20 protein-coding genes and 2 pseudogenes are annotated in these 18,294 nt (G+C 71.1%); 8 read left to right on the top strand and 14 right to left on the bottom strand.

The window, feature by feature from the left end; translation table 11 throughout:
* Positions 1 to 111 precede the first annotated feature (111 nt).
* Both ACZ6ZQ_RS17745 and ACZ6ZQ_RS17740 read left to right on the top strand, forming a co-directional pair.
* Positions 112 to 780 (top strand): MOSC domain-containing protein, encoded by a 669-nt coding sequence (locus ACZ6ZQ_RS17745; RefSeq protein WP_469769413.1) that lies wholly within the window; start codon positions 112 to 114, stop codon positions 778 to 780.
* A 230-nt stretch (positions 781 to 1,010) separates the two neighbouring features.
* The gene (locus ACZ6ZQ_RS17740) at positions 1,011 to 1,784 is read left to right on the top strand and encodes an SDR family NAD(P)-dependent oxidoreductase (RefSeq protein WP_469769412.1); all 774 of its coding nucleotides are present in this window, start codon (positions 1,011 to 1,013) and stop codon (positions 1,782 to 1,784) included.
* On the opposite strand, the pseudogene ACZ6ZQ_RS17735 reads toward ACZ6ZQ_RS17740, so the two are convergent.
* A pseudogene (locus tag ACZ6ZQ_RS17735) lies at positions 1,747 to 2,895 on the bottom strand (DUF2264 domain-containing protein); the annotation flags it as partial. The gene ACZ6ZQ_RS17740 and the pseudogene ACZ6ZQ_RS17735 overlap by 38 nt on opposite strands.
* Positions 2,896 to 3,121: 226 nt before the next feature.
* Between ACZ6ZQ_RS17735 and ACZ6ZQ_RS17730 the strand changes: the two are divergent.
* From ACZ6ZQ_RS17730 to ACZ6ZQ_RS17720, 3 genes and pseudogenes are all read left to right on the top strand, one after another.
* Positions 3,122 to 3,322 (top strand): annotated as a pseudogene (locus ACZ6ZQ_RS17730) (carbohydrate ABC transporter permease); the annotation flags it as partial.
* Positions 3,323 to 3,400: 78 nt separating this feature from the next.
* Positions 3,401 to 4,441, top strand: a complete 1,041-nt coding sequence (locus ACZ6ZQ_RS17725; protein WP_469769411.1) for a hydroxyacid dehydrogenase — start codon at positions 3,401 to 3,403, stop codon at positions 4,439 to 4,441.
* A 96-nt stretch (positions 4,442 to 4,537) separates the two neighbouring features.
* Positions 4,538 to 5,230, top strand: coding sequence for an ester cyclase (locus ACZ6ZQ_RS17720; protein WP_469769410.1), 693 nt, complete (start codon positions 4,538 to 4,540; stop codon positions 5,228 to 5,230).
* Positions 5,231 to 5,411: 181 nt separating this feature from the next.
* On the opposite strand, the gene groL is transcribed toward ACZ6ZQ_RS17720, so the two are convergent.
* Together groL and groES are read right to left on the bottom strand one after the other, a co-directional pair.
* On the bottom strand, positions 5,412 to 7,040 hold the full coding sequence (groL, locus tag ACZ6ZQ_RS17715) for a chaperonin GroEL (protein WP_469769409.1): 1,629 nt from the start codon (positions 7,038 to 7,040) through the stop codon (positions 5,412 to 5,414).
* A 134-nt stretch (positions 7,041 to 7,174) separates the two neighbouring features.
* Positions 7,175 to 7,483: a co-chaperone GroES gene (gene groES / locus ACZ6ZQ_RS17710; RefSeq protein ID WP_015035628.1), complete on the bottom strand. Its 309-nt coding sequence runs from the start codon at positions 7,481 to 7,483 to the stop codon at positions 7,175 to 7,177.
* Positions 7,484 to 7,650: 167 nt separating this feature from the next.
* Here groES and ACZ6ZQ_RS17705 point away from each other — a divergent pair, with 167 nt between their 5' ends.
* Entirely contained in the window at positions 7,651 to 7,809 is a 159-nt protein-coding gene (locus tag ACZ6ZQ_RS17705; RefSeq protein ID WP_469769408.1) for a hypothetical protein, read from the top strand.
* A 164-nt stretch (positions 7,810 to 7,973) separates the two neighbouring features.
* On the opposite strand, the gene ACZ6ZQ_RS17700 is transcribed toward ACZ6ZQ_RS17705, so the two are convergent.
* Entirely contained in the window at positions 7,974 to 8,702 is a 729-nt protein-coding gene (locus ACZ6ZQ_RS17700; RefSeq protein ID WP_469769407.1) for a polysaccharide deacetylase family protein, read from the bottom strand.
* A gap of 447 nt (positions 8,703 to 9,149) precedes the next feature.
* Here ACZ6ZQ_RS17700 and ACZ6ZQ_RS17695 point away from each other — a divergent pair, with 447 nt between their 5' ends.
* Positions 9,150 to 10,352 carry a THUMP-like domain-containing protein gene (locus ACZ6ZQ_RS17695; protein WP_469769406.1) on the top strand — a complete coding sequence of 401 codons (1,203 nt, stop codon included), beginning with the start codon at positions 9,150 to 9,152 and terminating at the stop codon, positions 10,350 to 10,352.
* A gap of 26 nt (positions 10,353 to 10,378) precedes the next feature.
* On the opposite strand, the gene ACZ6ZQ_RS17690 is transcribed toward ACZ6ZQ_RS17695, so the two are convergent.
* From ACZ6ZQ_RS17690 to tsaB, 7 genes are all read right to left on the bottom strand, one after another.
* Positions 10,379 to 11,029 (bottom strand): hypothetical protein, encoded by a 651-nt coding sequence (locus tag ACZ6ZQ_RS17690; RefSeq protein WP_469769405.1) that lies wholly within the window; start codon positions 11,027 to 11,029, stop codon positions 10,379 to 10,381.
* A 35-nt stretch (positions 11,030 to 11,064) separates the two neighbouring features.
* Positions 11,065 to 12,306: an RNA polymerase sigma factor gene (locus tag ACZ6ZQ_RS17685; RefSeq protein ID WP_469769427.1), complete on the bottom strand. Its 1,242-nt coding sequence runs from the start codon at positions 12,304 to 12,306 to the stop codon at positions 11,065 to 11,067.
* A gap of 152 nt (positions 12,307 to 12,458) precedes the next feature.
* Positions 12,459 to 12,815, bottom strand: coding sequence for a YciI family protein (locus tag ACZ6ZQ_RS17680; protein WP_469769404.1), 357 nt, complete (start codon positions 12,813 to 12,815; stop codon positions 12,459 to 12,461).
* 103 nt (positions 12,816 to 12,918) lie between these two features.
* On the bottom strand, positions 12,919 to 13,185 hold the full coding sequence (locus ACZ6ZQ_RS17675) for a hypothetical protein (RefSeq protein WP_469769403.1): 267 nt from the start codon (positions 13,183 to 13,185) through the stop codon (positions 12,919 to 12,921).
* Positions 13,182 to 14,282 carry a tRNA (adenosine(37)-N6)-threonylcarbamoyltransferase complex transferase subunit TsaD gene (gene tsaD, locus ACZ6ZQ_RS17670; RefSeq protein ID WP_469769402.1) on the bottom strand — a complete coding sequence of 367 codons (1,101 nt, stop codon included), beginning with the start codon at positions 14,280 to 14,282 and terminating at the stop codon, positions 13,182 to 13,184. Before tsaD ends, ACZ6ZQ_RS17675 begins: the two co-directional genes overlap by 4 nt.
* Positions 14,275 to 14,772: a ribosomal protein S18-alanine N-acetyltransferase gene (gene rimI / locus ACZ6ZQ_RS17665; RefSeq protein WP_469769401.1), complete on the bottom strand. Its 498-nt coding sequence runs from the start codon at positions 14,770 to 14,772 to the stop codon at positions 14,275 to 14,277. Before rimI ends, tsaD begins: the two co-directional genes overlap by 8 nt.
* On the bottom strand, positions 14,769 to 15,422 hold the full coding sequence (tsaB, locus tag ACZ6ZQ_RS17660) for a tRNA (adenosine(37)-N6)-threonylcarbamoyltransferase complex dimerization subunit type 1 TsaB (RefSeq protein ID WP_469769400.1): 654 nt from the start codon (positions 15,420 to 15,422) through the stop codon (positions 14,769 to 14,771). The genes rimI and tsaB overlap by 4 nt, the downstream gene beginning before the upstream one ends.
* A 125-nt stretch (positions 15,423 to 15,547) precedes the next feature.
* Between tsaB and ACZ6ZQ_RS17655 the strand changes: the two genes are divergently transcribed.
* Complete coding sequence (locus tag ACZ6ZQ_RS17655; protein ID WP_469769426.1) at positions 15,548 to 16,078, top strand: hypothetical protein; 531 nt, start codon at positions 15,548 to 15,550, stop codon at positions 16,076 to 16,078.
* A 104-nt stretch (positions 16,079 to 16,182) separates the two neighbouring features.
* On the opposite strand, the gene ACZ6ZQ_RS17650 is transcribed toward ACZ6ZQ_RS17655, so the two are convergent.
* From ACZ6ZQ_RS17650 to ACZ6ZQ_RS17640, 3 genes are all read right to left on the bottom strand, one after another.
* Positions 16,183 to 16,374, bottom strand: a complete 192-nt coding sequence (locus ACZ6ZQ_RS17650; protein WP_469769399.1) for a hypothetical protein — start codon at positions 16,372 to 16,374, stop codon at positions 16,183 to 16,185.
* 194 nt (positions 16,375 to 16,568) lie between these two features.
* Positions 16,569 to 17,081 carry a tRNA (adenosine(37)-N6)-threonylcarbamoyltransferase complex ATPase subunit type 1 TsaE gene (gene tsaE / locus ACZ6ZQ_RS17645; protein WP_469769398.1) on the bottom strand — a complete coding sequence of 171 codons (513 nt, stop codon included), beginning with the start codon at positions 17,079 to 17,081 and terminating at the stop codon, positions 16,569 to 16,571.
* Positions 17,053 to 18,285 carry an alpha/beta fold hydrolase gene (locus ACZ6ZQ_RS17640; protein ID WP_469769397.1) on the bottom strand — a complete coding sequence of 411 codons (1,233 nt, stop codon included), beginning with the start codon at positions 18,283 to 18,285 and terminating at the stop codon, positions 17,053 to 17,055. Before ACZ6ZQ_RS17640 ends, tsaE begins: the two co-directional genes overlap by 29 nt.
* Positions 18,286 to 18,294: the final 9 nt, after the last annotated feature.

The following is an 18,294-nucleotide window of genomic DNA, read 5'->3' as shown; positions in this document are numbered from 1 at the left end:
GCGACTGACGACAACGCAGCTGGGGGTCCCCCCAGGCGAAGCTCTGGGGGAGTGCGTGCCAGGGCACGCGAGCCCGGCAAGATCCGAACGACAGGGCCTAGTGTCGTGCGCATGAAGATTCTCTCCGTGAACGTGGGCCGGCCGAAGTCCGTCGAGTACACCAGCGCACCGGGCGGGATCACTGGTGTGGACAAGCGCCCGGTCGACGGGCCCGTACGGGTCTTCGCGCCCGGCCCGCCGGGGACCGGCGGCGGCGGAGTGGACGGGGACACCGTCGCCGACCTGCGTTTCCACGGAGGGAACGACCGTGCCGTCATGGCCTTCGCGCGCGAGGACCTCGATGACTGGGAGCGGGAGTTGGGGCGCCCGCTGGCCGACGGCGCGTTCGGCGAGAACCTCACGACCCTCGGCCTCGATGTGAACGGGGCCCTCATCGGTGAGCGCTGGCGCGTCGGCTCCGGGGTGGTGCTCGAGGTGACCGGCGGCCGCGTTCCCTGCAGGACGTTCCAGGGGCACGTCGGTGAGAAGGACTGGGTGAAGCGGTTCACCCGGGCGGGAGCGCCAGGGGCGCTGCTGCGGGTGATCGAGCCGGGCACTTTCCAGGCGGACGACCCGGTCGAGATCGTGCACCGGCCCGACCACGACATCACGGTCGCGCTGCTGTTCCGCGCGGCCACGCTCGAGCGGGAGCTGCTGCCGCGCACCCTGGTCGCGGCCGAGTGGATGGAGTCCGCGCTGCTGGAGGTGGCGCGGTCGTACACCGCCAAGTACGGCGGCTGACCGCGCACCACCGTTCCTCCGGGCGTCCTCCGCACGACCGGTCCGGCCTCCCGGCCGCGGTGAGCGAGACACAAGGGCCGATGGGCCGGTTCGTCCGATCCGGGCAAAGAGATGCCAAAACACCCAGGTCTGACGGTGTGCCAGGCATGTGGGTCAAGGTGACCGAGAAGCATGGCGGGCGGGCAAGCCTGGTACGCCGCACACGCGCACGGGGCACTAACGTGCCGCCCATGACGACAGCACTGATTACCGGCGCGACCGCGGGCATCGGCGCCGCCTTCGCGCGGCGGCTCGCCTCCGACGGACATGATCTGGTCCTGGTGGCGCGCGACACCAAGCGGCTCCAGGAGCAGGCCACCGAGCTCCACGACCGGCACGGCATCGAGGCGGAGGTGCTGACCGCGGATCTGGCCGAGGAGGACGGGATCACCGCGGTCGAGGCGCGGCTGGCGGACCGCAAGCGTCCGGTGGACCTGCTGGTGAACAACGCCGGGTTCGGCAACAAGGGCCGGTTCCTGGAGGTGTCCATGGCCGATGAGCTGCGGATGCTGAAGGTGCACTGCGAGGCGGTGCTGCGGCTGACGGCCGCGGCGGCGGGGCCGATGCGCGACCGCGGCCGGGGCGGGGTGGTGAACGTCGCGTCGGTGGCGGCGTTCGTGCCGCGCGGGACGTACGGCGCGTCCAAGGCCTGGGTCGTGCAGTTCACGCAGGGCGCGGCCCGCGATCTGGCCGGAACGGGCGTGCGGCTGATGGCCCTGTGCCCCGGTTTCGTACGGACCGAGTTCCATGAGCGGGCCGGAATGGGAACGGACAACATCCCCGGCTGGATGTGGCTGGACGCCGACAAGCTGGTGTCGGCGGCGCTTGCCGACCTCGCGCGCGGGAAGTCGCTGTCCATCCCTGACCCGCGCTACAAGGCGCTCATGGGTGTGGTGAAGCTGGCGCCGCGCGGGCTGCTGGGCGGGGTCAGCTCCAGGGCGGGCCGCAAGTACGGACCGAAGTAGTTCCGTCCTGCCAGGTGACGGTGAGGGTGTGTCCGTCGATCCCGACGTCCGCGAGCGCGGTGACGGGTGCCGGGGCGGGCTCGGCGGTGAGCGAGGCGAGGGCGACGAAGAGGGTGGCGGGTCCGCCGCCGGTCGTGCCGTGCAGAGCGGCGGTACGGGTGCGGGGGCCCTGGAGGGTGGAGCCGGTGTCGTACGCGGTGCGCACCGTGTAGCCGTGCACCGGCTGGAGTTGGGCGGTAGGGCCTTCAGGGGTGGTGGCCCAGCCGGTCTGGCGTACGGGGGTGCCGTCGGGCGCCCCGGTGACGAGATGGGCGCGGACCTCGGCCCGGCCGTGGGCGAGCGTCAGTGAGTGAACCCGGATGCCGGGCGACGGGGCATGGGCCGAGGCGGCCCAGCCCGGGCCGGAGCCCTGCGGGACCACGGGGCCCCGCGCGGTGGCTCTGCCGTCGATGACGAGGGCGAAGTGATTGTCGGCGGTCCGGTCGCCGCTCCTGTCGTCGGCGCCGGGACCGGCGCTGGGGCCGGTCCGGGTGGAGTACGCGAAGCGGGAGTAGCCGGGGTCGTCGTCCTCGCCGCCGAGGTGGTGGGTGCCGTGGTTGTGGAGGCGTACGAGACCGTCGGCGGCGGTGGCCTGGATGAGCAGGCACGGTGGGTCGAGTGCGGTGACGGCGTCCGCCGTCTCGGCGGGCAGCGGCTCCTCGCGATCCGTCCAGGCCGGATCGCCGGCCGGGATGAGCAGGCCGAGGAAGCCCTTCGAGGCCCAGTAGGGGGAGGCCGGCCCCGAGTTGGTCTGGAGGACGGGTTCGTACGGACCGTGCCAGCCCAGCGTGAGCAGTCCTTCGGCGTCGGTGGCGCCCCGGCCGAGGAAGTGGCGCAGGGTGCCGGAGGCGAGGCGGCGGGTGGCGCCGGGGGTGAGCGGGGTGTGGCCGGTGAGCGCGCCGAGCCAGGGCGCGGCCGCGGCGGCGAAGCGATACGTGAGCGAACGGCCGTACGGCATCGGTGATCCGTCGGCGCCGAACAGGCGGACATAGCCGTCGAGATGGGCGCGCAGCCGGGGGCCGTAGCGGTCGAGAAGGTCCTTGTCGCCGGCGAGATGGGCGTGCAGGACGGGCCTGGGGTTCGGCGGCGCCGAGACCGTGTTCAGCGGGATCGACAACTACGCCGCCGCGCTCGGCGAGCCGGCGTTCCGGGACGGGTTCCTCGTGCTCGTCGGGTACTGCCTCCTCTACATTCCGCTGCTGCTCGGCGGGGCCCTGGCCCTCGCGCTGCTGCTCGACTCCGCCCTCGCCCGCGCCCGCCGCTTCTTCCAGCTCGCGCTGTTCCTGCCGCACGCCGTGCCGGCAGTGATGCTCTCCGGCCCCGAGCTCTTCCCGCTGAGCCTCGGCCTGTACACCTGAAACACCAACACGCACAGCGAGCCGAAGTTCTACCCCCTCGTCGTCACCGGCTCCCTGCTCGCCGTCGTCCCCCTCATCGTCGCGTTCGTCTCCCTGCAGCGTCACCGGAAGGCGGGCCTGACCGCCGGCAGCGTCAAGTGACCGCAGACGCGCGGACGTGACTCGCCGAGCAGCCCGCCCGTTGACCTCAAGTGACCAACGAGGAGTCCGACTTCCACCATGCACCACGCCACTGACAATTCCACGGGCAGTGGGCCGTCCCTGCTGCTCGCGATGGGTCCCGGCATCGCCGACCGCCTGCTCACCGATGCCCATCGCGCCCGCCTCGCCGCACTGGCGCACACCGACCCCCACCTCGTCGCCCATGACCTGACCACGCCCTCCCCCGCCGTCGCGGCCGCACTCGCCGAGGCCGAACTGCTGCTGACCTGCTGGGGAGCGACCCCGCTCGACGAGCGCGTCCTGGACGCCGCCCCGCGCCTGCGTGCCGTCGTGCACGCCGCGGGCTCCGTCAAGCACCACATCACCCAGGCCTGCTGGGACCGCGGCATCGCCGTCACCTCCGCCGCCGCGGCCAACGCGCTGCCCGTCGCCGAGTACACGCTCGCCGCGATCCTCTTCGCCAACAAGCGGGTCCTGCACAGCCGCCGCCGCTACCGCGAGCTGCGCGCCCAGCACGACTGGCGCCACGAGCTCGACGGAGCCGGCAACTTCGGCCGTACGGTCGGCGTCGTCGGCGCGTCCCGGATCGGCCGCCGTGTCATCGAGCTGCTCCGCCCGTTCGATCTGCGGGTCCTGCTGTACGACCCGTACGCGGACGCCGCCGAGGCGGCACTGCTCGGGGCCGAGGCGGTGCCGCTGGACGTGCTCTGCTCGCGCAGCGACATCGTCACCGTCCACGCCCCCGAGGTCCCGGCCACCCGCCGGATGATCGGCGCCCGCCAGCTGGCGCTGATGCCGGACGGAGCGACCCTGATCAACACCGCGCGCGGCTCGCTGGTGGACACGGACGCCCTGCTCCCGGAGCTTGTCTCCGGTCGCCTCGACGCCGTACTGGATGTCACCGAGCCCGAGGTGCCGCCCGCGAACTCCCCGCTGTACGAGCTGCCGAACGTCCTGCTGACCCCGCATGTCGCGGGCTCGCTCGGCCGTGAGCTGCACCGGATGGCCGATCTGGCGCTGGACGAGGTGGAGCGGTACGCGCTGGGCCGGCCCTTTGCCGGCCAGGTCGTTCCGGCGGCGTTGAACCGGTCTGCCTAGACGGACAATTACCCCGTTCTCAGCAAGCAGACAATTAGCTCATTCTCACTAAAATAGGTGTATCCGGCCCAGCGACCCACCCGCCCGGGAGACGCCATGACATTCGTACAATTGATCGATTGCAAGACGGATCGTGTCGACGAGCTCAACCGGCTCATGGACACCTGGGTCGAACAGACCAAGGGCAAGCGCACCGCCACCCACAATCTCGTCGCCACGGACCGCTCCGACGCGACGCACGTCATAGAGATCGTCGAGTTCCCCTCGTACGAGGATGCGATGAGGAACTCGAACCTGCCCGAGACGGACCGGATCTTCCAGGAGATGGTGGCTCTCTGCGACGGCTTGCCGACCTTCACCGACCTGGACGTCATCCGCGACGAGCAGCTGAACAAGGACACCTGCGGCAAGTTCTTCACCGACGCGCTCGCCGGTGACCCCGCGGCCCTCGACAGGCTGCTCACCAGGGACTACCGCGACCACGACCCGTCCAACGCGCAGGACCTGATCGGTCTCGATGCACTCCGCCGCGAGATCGGGATGTGGCGGGACGGCTTCGACTTCACCTTCACCATCGAGGACCAGATCGCCGAGGGCGACCGGGTGTGCACGCGCTGGACCTGGAACGGCACGCACAAGGGCGAGTTCCTGGGGATACCGGCCACCGGCAAGCAGGTGTCCATGACCGGTACGACGACCCACCTGCTCCGCGAGGGCATGATCTGCGAGGGCTGGTGGCAGTACGACCGGCTCGGGCTGATGGGACAGATCGGCGCACTGGACATGTAGCAGCATCGGACCTGGGGGCGGCGCCGGCGAGGCAGCGGCGCCGGACATGCAGCCGCGGCGGACACCTGGCCACGGCACATCAGCGGCACATCAGCGGCGGCACATCACGGAGAAGGCCCCCGTTCCCTCTCCGGGAACGGGGGCCTTCTCAAGCCCTGAACGGGTCAGTGGGCTCGGTGACTCAGTGGGAGTGACCGTGGCCGTGGCCGTGGCCCGCCTCCGCCAGCTCCTCTTCCTTCTTCTCCACCACGAGGGTCTCGGTGGTGAGCAGCAGGGAGGCGATCGACGCGGCGTTCTCCAGCGCGGAGCGCGTGACCTTGACCGGGTCGATGACGCCGGCCTTCACCAGGTCGCCGTACTCGCCGGTCGCGGCGTTGAAGCCGTTGCCCTTCTCCAGCTCCGCCACCTTGGCGGTGATGACGTAGCCCTCGAGGCCGGCGTTCTCTGCGATCCAGCGCAGCGGCTCGACGGCGGCGCGGCGGACGACCGCGACACCGGTGGCCTCGTCGCCCTCCTTGCCGAGGTTGCCCTCCAGCACCTTCACGGCGTGGACGAGCGCGGAGCCACCACCGGAGACGATGCCCTCCTCGACCGCGGCGCGGGTCGCGGAGATGGCGTCCTCCAGACGGTGCTTCTTCTCCTTCAGCTCCACCTCGGTGGCGGCGCCGACCTTGATCACGCACACGCCGCCGGCCAGCTTCGCGAGGCGCTCCTGGAGCTTCTCGCGGTCCCAGTCGGAGTCCGTGGTCTCGATCTCGGCCTTGATCTGGTTGACGCGGCCGAGGACATCCTCGGAGTTGCCGCCGCCGTCGACGATCGTCGTGTCGTCCTTGGTGACGGTGACGCGGCGGGCGGTGCCCAGCACGTCCAGACCGGCCTGGTCGAGCTTGAGGCCGACCTCCTCGGCGATGACGGTGGCACCGGTGAGGGTGGCCATGTCCTGCAGCATCGCCTTGCGGCGGTCACCGAAGCCGGGGGCCTTGACCGCGACCGCGTTGAAGGTGCCGCGGATCTTGTTGACGACGAGGGTGGAGAGCGCCTCGCCCTCGACGTCCTCGGCGATGATCAGCAGCGGCTTGGAGCCACCCGCCTGGATGACCTTCTCCAGCAGCGGCAGCAGGTCCTGGATCGAGGAGATCTTGCCCTGGTTGATCAGGATGTACGGGTCGTCGAGGACGGCCTCCATACGCTCCTGGTCGGACACCATGTACGGGGAGAGGTAGCCCTTGTCGAAGGCCATGCCCTCGGTGAACTCCAGCTCCAGACCGAAGGTGTTGGACTCCTCGACGGTGATGACACCGTCCTTGCCGACCTTGTCCATCGCCTCGGCGATGAGCTCGCCGACCTGCTGGTCCTGGGCGGACAGCGCGGCGACGGCGGCGATGTCGGACTTCTCCTCGATCGGACGCGCGGTGGCGATCAGCTCGTCGGAGACGGCCTTTACCGCGGCGTCGATGCCCTTCTTCAGGGCGGCCGGGGAGGCACCGGCGGCGACGTTGCGCAGACCCTCGCGGACCAGGGCCTGGGCGAGCACGGTGGCGGTGGTGGTGCCGTCACCAGCGATGTCGTTGGTCTTGGTCGCCACCTCCTTCACCAGCTGGGCGCCGAGGTTCTCGTACGGGTCCTCGATCTCGACCTCACGGGCGATCGTGACACCGTCGTTGGTGATGGTGGGGGCACCGAACTTCTTGTCGATCACGACGTTGCGGCCCTTGGGGCCGATCGTCACCTTGACCGTGTCGGCAAGCTTGTTGACGCCGCGCTCGAGGGCGCGACGGGCGTCCTCGTCGAACTTCAGGATCTTCGCCATGGAGCTTCTCAAGTCCTCTCAAAACGAACCACGCCCCGGGCCACCCGGCTTCTTACGACGCGGGGGCCAGGGGCGCGGCTCAAGCAAAACTGCCTGGTACGGAGTCTTCCGGGGGCGAACCCCGGAGGTCCGACCTACTTCTCGACGATCGCGAGCACGTCGCGGGCCGAGAGGACGAGGTACTCCTCGCCGTTGTACTTCACCTCGGTGCCGCCGTACTTGCTGTAGAGCACGACATCGCCGGTCTTGACGTCGAGCGGCAGGCGCTCGCCGTTCTCGAAGCGGCCCGGGCCCACGGCCAGGACGACGCCCTCCTGGGGCTTCTCCTTGGCGGTGTCCGGGATGACCAGGCCAGAGGCCGTGGTCTGCTCGGCGTCGAGCGGCTGGACCACAATGCGGTCCTCGAGCGGCTTGATGGCAACCTTGGAGCTGGTGGTCGTCACGATCCGACCTCCCCCTTCGGAGATCTCACGGGGTTTGACTGTCTGAGGTGGCGACCAGGTGGATCCGTCGTCGCGGGTGCCGGACCTGCCCGTCGCTGTGTTGGCACTCTCCGGTGGGGAGTGCCAGAGCCGAGACTATGACTGCGATTAGCACTCGGTCAAGCGGAGTGCCAATTCACTGCGCGGCGCGCCCGTGGGACCACGGCGGACGGTTCGATCTGGAGCTCGATCTCGAACTCAACTTCGATCTTGATCTGGAGCTCGAACTCGAACTCGATCTCGAACTCGATACGGACAACGCGCGGATGCGCCGCCGCGTTCCGTGACGACCCTACGGACATGCCCCTCGATCCGGGCCCGCCACGCCCGCCGCGCGGCTCAATACCGTGGTCCGCCGTTGTCACGGCCGCGACGGCGACCGACCCGGGTGCACGAGAGACGCCCGGGACACCGGCCGCCACCAGGACGGCCGGTGGCCGGTGCGCGCACCTCACACGTAGTCCTCCAGCCGCGCCACCGCGTATCCCTTCGCGGTGACGACCTTCATGACGTTGCGGACCAAGTCGGCCATGGATCCGTTCCAGACATCCTTGCCGCGGAAGTGCGTGAGGATGATGTCGCCGGGATGGAGGTCCCGGTCCCATTCCCGCCACTCCATGTGATCCGGGAACGCCTCCGCCGCCCATAGCGGCACGGCCTTGATCCCGCACTTCTTCGCCGCCCGCAGGGTGTCCTCGTTGTAGTTGCCGTACGGCGGGCGGAACAGCCGGGGCCGCTTTCCGTACCGCTCTTCGAGGATCGCCTGCTGCCCGCAGATCTCCTTCTTCTGCTTCGCGTACGAGAGCCCCGGCAGGTAGCGGTGGTTGAGGGTGTGGTTGTGCAGGGCGACGCCGCTGTCCTGCATCTTCTCGAAGTAGCCATAGTTGTCACGTACGACGTAGTCGGTGAGGAACGCGCTGTAGGGGATCTTCAGCTCGCTCATCATCTCCAGCAGCTCGGGGTCCTTCTCCGCACCGTCGTCGATCGTCAGGAAGACGACCTTCCGCTTGGTCGGCACGGTCGTGAAGACGGGCGGCAGTCCGTCGTGGTCGTCGACCTCGAATCCGTTGCGTGTGGTGATCCTCGGCTTCTTGGCGGGCGGCGGAGGGGCGGCCAGCGGTGTCTCCTTCAGTCCCCAGCGCTTGGCTGCCGCGGCGCGGGCCGCCTGTGCCTTCTTCATACGTCGCGCGTACGCGGAGAGCGCTGCGGCAGGGCCCCCTTGCGGACCCGCCTGCGGAATCGCGGGCCGGTTCTGCTTCCGGGCCTGCTTCCGGGCCTGCTGCGGGGCCCGCTTCCCCTCCTGATCCTGCTTCCGGGGCCGATCCTGATCGTGCTTCCGTTCCTGACCCTGCCCCTGGTCCTGCTGCCGGTCGTGAGCGGCGGGCCCGGCGGCGGGCCGCGACGTCCCGCCGCCTTCACCACCGTCCGAGGGCTCCGCGGCACAGCCCGAGCCGAGCGCGACGAGGAGCGACATCGAGAGCGCCGCGTGAGCCCGCCATCTTCTTTGCATTTTTCCTTTTTGTCTTACTTGCTGCATGGCGCCGCATCCTCTCAGCGCCGCTCCCCCGCAAGGCCCCGACACCGCCGCCCTGCGCGCAGCGTCCCCCGGCTGGCCGACAATGGCCAGGTGACCGACGACTGCTTCCCGCTCCTCTCGCCGCTGCTCAGCGACGAGGGTCAGGCCCTGCTCGCCGCGCTGCGCGACCACGCCCCCGGAGAGGAGCTGGCCCTCGCCACCCGGCTGCGCCGCGAGCACCCTGCCGAGCTGGTCTCCGCGGCGCTCACGCAGGCGCGGCTACGGCAGCGTGCGGCGGCGAAGTTCGGCGCGGAGGACGCGTACCGGATGTACTTCACGCCGCACGGGATCGAGCAGGCCACGCGCAGGTCCGTCGCCGAGTACCGCGCCCGGCGGTTCCGGGACATCGGCCCGGTCGACGTCACGGATCTGTGCTGCGGCATCGGCGGCGACGCGATCGCCCTCGCCCGTGCGGGCTTCGTCGTGCAGGCCGTCGACCGGGACCCGGTGACCGCCGAGACCGCCCTGGTCAATGTCCACACGGTGATGGAGGGCACGCCGCTGATGACGGTCACCTGCGCGGACGTCATGGACTACGACCTCAGTGGCACCGAGTCGCTCTTCATCGATCCGGCGCGGCGCGGCGGCCGGGGCCGGATCTTCGACCCGGAGGCGTACTCGCCGCCGCTGTCCTGGGCGGTCGACGCGGTACGGCAGGTCGGCACCGGCGCCATCAAGATCGCGCCCGGCATCCCGCACGAGCTGGTCCCCCACGACTTCGAGGTGGAGTGGATCTCGGACGGCGGCGATGTGAAGGAAGCCGTGCTCTGGCACGACGAGGGCCGCACCGAGGTCATCGTCCCCGGCACCCGCCGCGCCACCCTCCTTCCCTCCGGCGCGACCCTGACCGGCCGCGGCCTGCCCAACCCGCAGGTCCGCAAGGTCGGCCGCTTCCTGTACGAGCCCGACGGCGCCGTCATCCGCGCGCATCTCGTCGCCGAGGTCGCCGAGGACCTCGACGGCGGCCTGATCGACGAGACGATCGCGTACATCACGGCGGACGAGCTGCGGCCGACCCCGTATGCGACCGCGTACGAGATCACCGACGAACTCCCCTTCAACCTGAAGAAGCTGAAGGCCCTGCTGCGCGAGCGCGAGGTCGGCACCCTGACGGTGAAGAAGCGCGGCTCGGCCGTGGAACCGGAGGAGCTGCGCCGCAAGGTGAAGCCGAGCGGGCCCAACGCGGCGACGGTCTTCCTCACCCGCGTCGCCGGGGCCCCGACCATGCTGATCGGCGCTCCCGCAGCGGTCTGAGACCCGCTCGGCGGTCTGACACCGGCTCAGCGGTGCACGCCGCCGGGCGTGTGCGCCGGGCGGACCGCCGAGGTGAGGCGGACCGCCCAGCGGTAGTGGGCCACCGCCTTGGTGATGCCGATCAGACCCATCACCCAGAGGATGAGGCCCACACCCATGAAGTACGCGACCTGGCCGTACGTCCAGCTGCCGGGGCGCGCGGACGCCGGGGCCGCGAACGAGATCCACAGCCCGACCGCGCCGAGCAGGAACGACACCAGAAACCACAGCAGACTCAGGCCCGGTACGCGGTGGCGGGAATCACGCGCCGGGTCGAGGTCCAGCGCGGCCCATTCGCCCAGCAGTTGACGGATCCTGAGATCACGGCGGACACCGAAGCCGACGACGAACCCGAGCGGCACCACGACGGCGAGCCCGAGCACACCGAAGATCACCAGGAAGACGAGGGCCAGGGGATCGAACCTGTTCAGGCCGACCAGCCCCGCGCCCACGATCCCCCAGCCGAGCTGAAGCGCCGCCACCAGCAGCAGAAAGACCAGCAGTTGGGGCACCCCCAGCAGCCGGCCGGTGAGCCGGTCCAGCACCATCGCCCGGTCGGCGAGCAGCGCCTCGCGGTCGCGCCAGGCGCGTATGTCCTCGGGAGGCGGAGGCGGCGGGAGGGGGTTGCGACGGGACATGCGTACGAGGCTATCGCCCTGCCGGCACGTGATGATCACGCGTCCGCCTGCGCGGCCCTCGCGAGCAGCAGCTCCTTCTCCCGGGCGTTGCGGGTGAGCGACGCGGCCCGCTCGAACTCCGCGCGGGCCTCGGAGGTTCGGCCGAGGCGGGCCAGCAGGTCACCGCGCACGCTCGGGAGCAAGTGGTAGTCCTTCAGAGCGGGTTCGGCCGCGAGCAGATCCACGATGGCCAGGCCGGCCGCCGGGCCGTCGGCCATCGAGACGGCGACCGCGCGGTTCAACTCGACGACAGGGGACGGTGCGACGGCTGCGAGCCGGGCGTACAGGGCGGCGATCGTCGTCCAGTCGGTGTCCTCGTACGTCACCGCCCGGGCATGGCACGCGGCGATGGCGGCCTGCAGTGCGTACGGCCCGGGGGCGTCGCCCACCGCGTTGGCGCGGCCGAGGGCGGCGAAGCCGCGGCGGATCAGGAGCTGGTGCCAGCGGCGGCGGTTCTGGTCGGCGAGCAGGACGGGCTCGCCGTCGGGGCCGGTGCGGGCGGCCGTGCGGGACGCCTGGAGCTCCAGGAGCGCGGCCAGGCCGTGGACTTCGGGCTCCTTCGGCATGAGGCCGGTGAGGACGCGGGCGAGACGCAGGGCGTCCTCGCAGAGGCCCGGACGCAGCCAGTCGTCGCCCGCGGTGGCCGAGTAGCCCTCGTTGAAGATCAGGTAGATGACTTCGAGCACCGAGGAGAGCCGGGCGGCGCGCTCCTCGCCGTACGGGACCTCGAAGGGCACGCTCGCCTTCGCCAGCGTCCGTTTCGCGCGGACGATGCGCTGGGCGACGGTGGGCTCCGCCACAAGACAGGCCCGGGCGATCTCCTCGGTCGTGAGGCCGCCGAGCAGGCGCAGGGTGAGCGCGATGCGCGCCTCGGCGGAGAGCACCGGGTGGCAGGCGGTGAAGACGAGACGCAGCAGGTCGTCGTCGATGTCTTCGGGGCCGGAGACGAGATCGGCGGGGTCGGGTTCGTACGCCGCTGCCGCCGCCTCCAGGTCGCGGCCCATCTCGGTGAGCTTGCGGGCGTACGTCTCCCGGCGGCGTACGAGATCGATGGCGCGGTGCTTGGCGGTGGCCATGAGCCAGGCGCCCGGGTTGTCCGGGACGCCCGACTCCGGCCACTGCTCCAGCGCGGCGACCAGAGCGTCCTGGGCGAGTTCCTCGGCGATGCCGACGTCCCGGACGATCCGGGTCACGGCGGCGATGATCCGCGCGGACTCGATCCGGAACACGGTTTCAATGGTCCCGTCGGTCCCGTCGACCGTGCCGGTCCCGTCGGTCCTGTCGTTGCGGACGTCCCCGTCGGTCCCGTCGGTCCCGTCCGCGTTGCGTGCGCTCACGGACACCCATCAGAGCACCCGCACGGCGCGGCGGCAATCAGCCGCCCGGCCGCTCAGCCCTCGGCGATCTCGCGGACCTCGGCCGTGATGGTCCAGTACTCCTCGTGGACCTGCAGGAAGCGCTTGGTCCACTCCAGGGCTTCGGCCTTGTCCTTGGCCTGCACGATGGCGTAGCCGCCGATGACTTCCTTGCTCTCGGTGAACGGCCCGTCGGTGTAGCTCAGCTTCCCGCCGGACCAGGTGACCCGGGTGCCCTCCGAGGTCGGGGTGAGCCCGGCGGTGTCCAGCATGACCCCGGCCTTCGTGACCTCCTCGAGCAGGGCGCCCATGCGCTCCATGAGCTCGGGGCTGGGGCCCTCGGCGGGCGCGTTCTGCTCGTCGATGCGGATCAGCGTCATGAAACGCGGCATGGTGACTCCTCGGGTAGGGCGGCGGGGCTGCTGTTCCCCGCCTCTCACCCTGTACGTCGAACGGGACGGGGCCCGATCGACACGGCCGCGGAAATCTTTTCACTCAGGACACGAAGTCGATGGACTCGAAGCGCCAGCGGTGCACCGGGCGGGTGATCAGGTCCGCGGCCGGCTCCGGGAGTTCGGGCAGCCCGGCGTCGCTGTCCGGCACTTCCCACCAGGTCAGCACCAGGACCCGCTCCCCGGGCGCCCGGAACGTCTCCCGTCGCAGGGGCGCCGCGTCGAGGGCCTGCGCCCGCGCCCACTCCAGCAGCTCGGCGCCCCGCCCCTCGGCCGCCCGCGCCTCCCACATCAGCGTGACGACGCTCATGAGTAGAGGTTGTCCTTGCTGATCTCGTGCACATGGTCGTGATCGTGGTGGTGGCTGCCCGGGACATGCGGGTCGGTCACCGGCAGGGAGGAGTCCGCGGACAGCTCCCAGTCCGAGGCCGGCCGGTTCCTGGCGACCATCTCCGCGCCGAGCGCGGCGACCATCGCGCCGTTGTCCGTGCACAGCTTCGGCCGCGGCACCCGCAGCCGGATCCCGGCCCGCTCGCAGCGCTCCTGCGCCAGCGCACGCAGCCGCGAGTTCGCCGCGACGCCGCCGCCGATCATCAGGTGGTCGACGCCCTCGTCCTTGCAGGCCCGCACCGCCTTGCGGGTCAGTACATCCACCACGGCCTCCTGGAAGGACGCCGCGACGTCCCGTACGGGCACGTCCTCGCCCGCGTTCCGCTTCGCCTCGATCCATCGGGCCACGGCGGTCTTCAGCCCGGAGAAGGAGAAGTCGTACGCAGGGTCGCGCGAACCGCTCAGCCCGCGCGGGAACGCGATCGCCGACGGGTCGCCCTCCTTCGCCAGCCGGTCGATGACCGGGCCGCCGGGGAAGCCCAGGTTCAGCACGCGAGCGATCTTGTCGAACGCCTCACCCGCCGCGTCGTCGATCGTCGCGCCCATCGGCCGCACGTCATTCGTGATGTCGGGCGCGAGCAGCAGCGACGAGTGACCGCCGGAAACCAGCAGCGCCATCGTCGGCTCGGGCAGCGGGCCGTGCTCCAGCTGGTCCACGCAGATGTGGGACGCCAGATGGTTCACCCCGTACAGCGGCTTGCCCAGCGCGTACGCGTACGCCTTCGCTGCCGATACGCCGACCAGCAGCGCGCCCGCGAGACCGGGGCCGGCGGTGACCGCGATACCGTCGAGGTCGCGGGCGGAGACGCCCGCGTCCTTCAGGGCACGCTCGATGGTGGGCACCATCGCCTCGAGGTGCGCGCGGGAGGCGACCTCCGGAACGACCCCGCCGAAACGCGCGTGCTCGTCGACGCTGGAGGCGACGGCATCGGCGAGCAGGCTCGTCCCGCGGACGATGCCGACGCCCGTCTCGTCGCAGGACGTCTCGATGCCGAGTACGAGAGGTTCGTCAGCCATGGTTCTCGGTTCCTTGTACGTGTAGGCGCATGACGAGGGCGTCGATGTTGCCGGGCTGGTAGTAGCCGCGGCGGAAGCCGATGGGCTCGAAGCCGAAGCGTTCGTACAGCTTCTGGGCGCGGGTGTTGTCCACCCGGACCTCGAGCAGGACCTCGTCGCATTCGAAGGCGGTGGCGTGCTGCAGCAGATCGGTCAGGAGCCGGGCCCCGAGTCCGGTGCCCCAGTGGTCGCGGACGACGGCGATGGTCTGTACGTCGCCGAGTCCGCCGGCCGCGGCGAGGCCCGCGTAGCCGACGATCCGGCCGTCCCGGGGATCCTCGGCGACGACATAGCGGCGGGTGGAGCGCGGACCGCGAGCATGGGCCAGCTCGGACCAGAACATCCCGGGCGACCAGGCGTCCTCGGGGAAGAGCTCGTGCTCCAGCCGCAGCACAAGCTCGATGTCCCACCACCGCATCTCGCGCAGCACAGCGGCGGTCGTGGCGGTCATTTCGGCGTGACCACCTTGTAGTTCTTCGGGACCTGCGCATCCGGGCGGCGCAGATACAGCGGTCGCGGAGGCAGCAACTCCGCGCCGGCGGCCAGCTTCTCCGCGGCGAGCGACGCCAGCGCGGCGGCCGACTGGTGCTCGGGCGCGCGGGCGTCCGGGAAGACCTCGGGGTAGAGCAACGCACCCGCACCTACCGCCGGGAGCCCGGCGACCTGCTCGGCGATCTCCGCGGGGCGGTCGACGCCCGGCTCGCTCAGCCGGGTGCGGAAGCCGTCGTACCGCGCCCAGTAGACCTCCTTGCGGCGCGCGTCCGTCGCCACCACGAAAGGCCCGTCGAGCCCGGAGGCGTAGGCGAGGCCGTCGAGCGTGCACAGGCCGTGGACGGGGACGCCGAGCGCCGAGCCGAACGTCGTGGCGGTCACCAGACCGACGCGCAGTCCCGTGTACGGGCCGGGGCCGACGCCGACGACGAGGTCCGTGACGGCGTCCAGTTTCAGCCCCGCCGAGGCGAGCACCCGGTCGACGGCCGGCAGCAGCAGCTCCCCGTGCCGGCGCGCGTCGACCTGGCTCGACTCGGCGACGACCGAGTCGCCGTCGTGCAGGGCGACGGTGACGGCGGGGGTGGCGGTATCAACAGCGAGGAGGAGCACGCAAACAGCCTACGGCCACCGGGACAGGGCACGGCGTCCCGTCCGCCCCGGCCCCTGCTGCTACCGTCACCCACGGACGGGCGTACGAAAGGGGAGCCAAGGTGGCAAGGAGCAGCTCGGGAATGGTGGCCGGGCTCACCACAGCGGCGATCGCCGTGGTCGCCTTCCTCGCCTACCAGGCCTCGGCGAACGTTCCGGGAAACCTGGGAAAGCCCACCGTCTCCTCCCCCTCCGTCCACCCCTCGGACGCCGCCAAGAAGCCGCGCAGGGACCCGCTGGCCGTCCCGGAGAAGTCCGGCAAGGGCGCCCGGGTCGTCTACTCGCTGGGTGAGCACCGGGTCTGGCTGGTGGATGCGGACGGGCAGGCCACGCATACCTTCAGGGTCGTGCCGAGCACCGTCAGTCCGGTTCCGGGCGCGTACGTCGTGACGTCGCGGAGCGGCAGGATCCAGGGTTCGGACGGGGTGCCGATCGAGCACGTCGTACGGTTCGCGAAGGTCGACGACGTGTCGATCGGCTTCAGCGCCGCCATGAACGGTTCGCTGGAGAGCCCGGACCCGGACAAGAAGACGGGCGGCGTGCGGATGAAACGGGTGGACGGCGACGCGATGTGGGCGTTCGCGACGATCGGCTCGAAGGTCGTCGTCGTCCTCTAGGCCGTTCTCCGAGCCGCCTCCAGGCCGTCCCCAGGCTTCGATGCCTCACGTGCACGGACAGGACGCGCGGGGGTTGCGGGGCGTCCGGTCCTCACCCGGACGGGCTACGCCGCGTCGCGGCGCGCTTCACGCTCCTCGGCGACGGCGGCCTCCGTGCCCGTGTCGCGCCGACGCGGCGGAGTGGAGACCGCAGTGGCCGCCGCGCATGACGCCAGCAGATCGCTCATCGAGAACGCCGACGGCGACGGTGTCTGCGGCTTGGGCCGCGGCTGCGCCTCGTGCTCGGACGCCGACATGGATGCCTCCTGGGGTTCAGGGGGGCGTGGTTAGGTAGACCTAACCTTGTCTCGGTATCCATGTGACCACGCCTGGAGCAACAGACGCAACATTTTGCCGACGTCTTGTCGGAACGTACACAAACGGCCGGTCGGCCACCGGCCCTCAGCCCTCGGCCCTCAGGGGGCAGGCGGCGAATCCGGCCGTCAGGCCATCAGGCGGCGAGCCCCGCGAGCCCCGCGTCCGCCCAGCGCGCCCCGAGCCCCGTCACGGTGACCTCGCGGCGTTCGTCGTCCGTATTGCCCACGACGCGGTGGATGACCACGTGCAGCCGGTCCTCGGACAGGTCCTCGACCTTGTCGTCGCCCCACTCGACGACCACCACCGACTCCGGCAGCGACACGTCGAGGTCGAGGTCCTCCATCTCGTCGAGCCCGCCGCCGAGCCGGTACGCATCGACATGCACCAGCGCGGGGCCGCCCACCAGCGACGGGTGCACGCGGGAGATCACGAAGGTCGGGGAGGTGACGGCACCGCGCACGCCCAAGCCTTCGCCGAGCCCGCGCGTCAGCGTCGTCTTGCCTGCGCCGAGTTCGCCGGTGAGCATCACCAGATCACCGGGCCGCAGCAGCTTCGCGAGCCGGCGGCCCAGCTCCTGCATCTGGTCCGGCGAGGTGAGAGTCAGACGGGCGGCGGCCTCAGCCACCGGGCTGTGCGGTGCTTCCATACGTGCCAACGTTAGCCGCTGCGGGGACCGCCCCGACCCGCACCAGCAGGTCCGCCAGCCGGTCCGTGACCACCTCCGGGTGCTCGAGCATCACCAGATGCCCCCCGTCCGGCACGATCACCAGCTCCGAGTCGGGCAGCAGATCCGCGATCGCCTCGCTGTGCGAGCTGGGCGTGACCAGGTCCTTGTCCCCCGCCAGGACCAGCACCGGAACCTCCTGGAAGACGTCCAGCGCCGTCGCCTTGTCGTGCTCCGCGAACGCCGGGTAGAACTCGGCGACCACATCGATCGGCGTCCCCTCGATCATCCGCTCCGCGAACCTGGCCACCGCCGGATCCACGTCCCGCGAGCTGAACGAGTACCGCTTGATCAGGCCCGCGAAGAGATCGGCCGTCGCCCGGCGCCCCCGCTCCACCAGCTCCGCCTGCGAGCCCAGCGCCTTGAGGACACCCGGCAGCACCCGCCGCACCACGTTCACCCCCGCCACCGGCAGGCCGTAGTTCACCTCACCGAGCCTGCCCGCCGAGGTGCCGACGAACGCGACGCCCACCACCCGCTCCCGGATCAGCTCGGGGAACACGGCGGCCAGCGCCATCATCGTCATGCCGCCCATCGAATGGCCGACCAGCACCAGCGGCCCCTCGGGCGCGGCCGCGTCGATGACCGCCTTGAGGTCACGGCCCAGCTGGTCGATGGAGACCGGCACACCATCCGGGCCCGACTGGGCGGCCCCGCGCCCCGACCGGCCGTGGCTGCGCTGGTCCCAGTGGACGGTACGGATCAGACCGCGCAGGGCCGCCCGCTGGAAGTGCCAGGAGTCCTGGCTGAGGCAGTACCCATGGCTGAAGACGACGGTGACCGGCGCGGGGGCCTTGCGGCCGAAGAGCCGGCGCCTGCGCGGAGCGGCCTGGCCCGTCTCCGGGTCGACCTCGTCGGTCTCGTAGTACAGGGCCGTGCCGTCGTCGGCGACGGCCCTGCCCGGGGTGCCGCGCAGCGCCCCGTACGGCCCCGAGGCGTCCAGGGCGAGCCGGGCCTTCCGGCGCATGCCACGGCCGACCGTCATGCGCTCTATCGCGACGCCCGCCGCCGCACCGGCGGCGATCACCCCTATGGCGGCGCCGGCGAAACCCGCCCGGCGCCAGTTGCCCGTGGCGGCGTCGGACATAGCCGCCGCCGCCACGTCCCCCGCGCTGCTCTCGCTCACCGTGCCGCT

The organism is Streptomyces sp. NPDC053673 (assembly GCF_055585225.1).
Note: the sequence above shows the minus strand (reverse complement) of the source record. Positions and strands in the feature narration are given on the sequence as shown.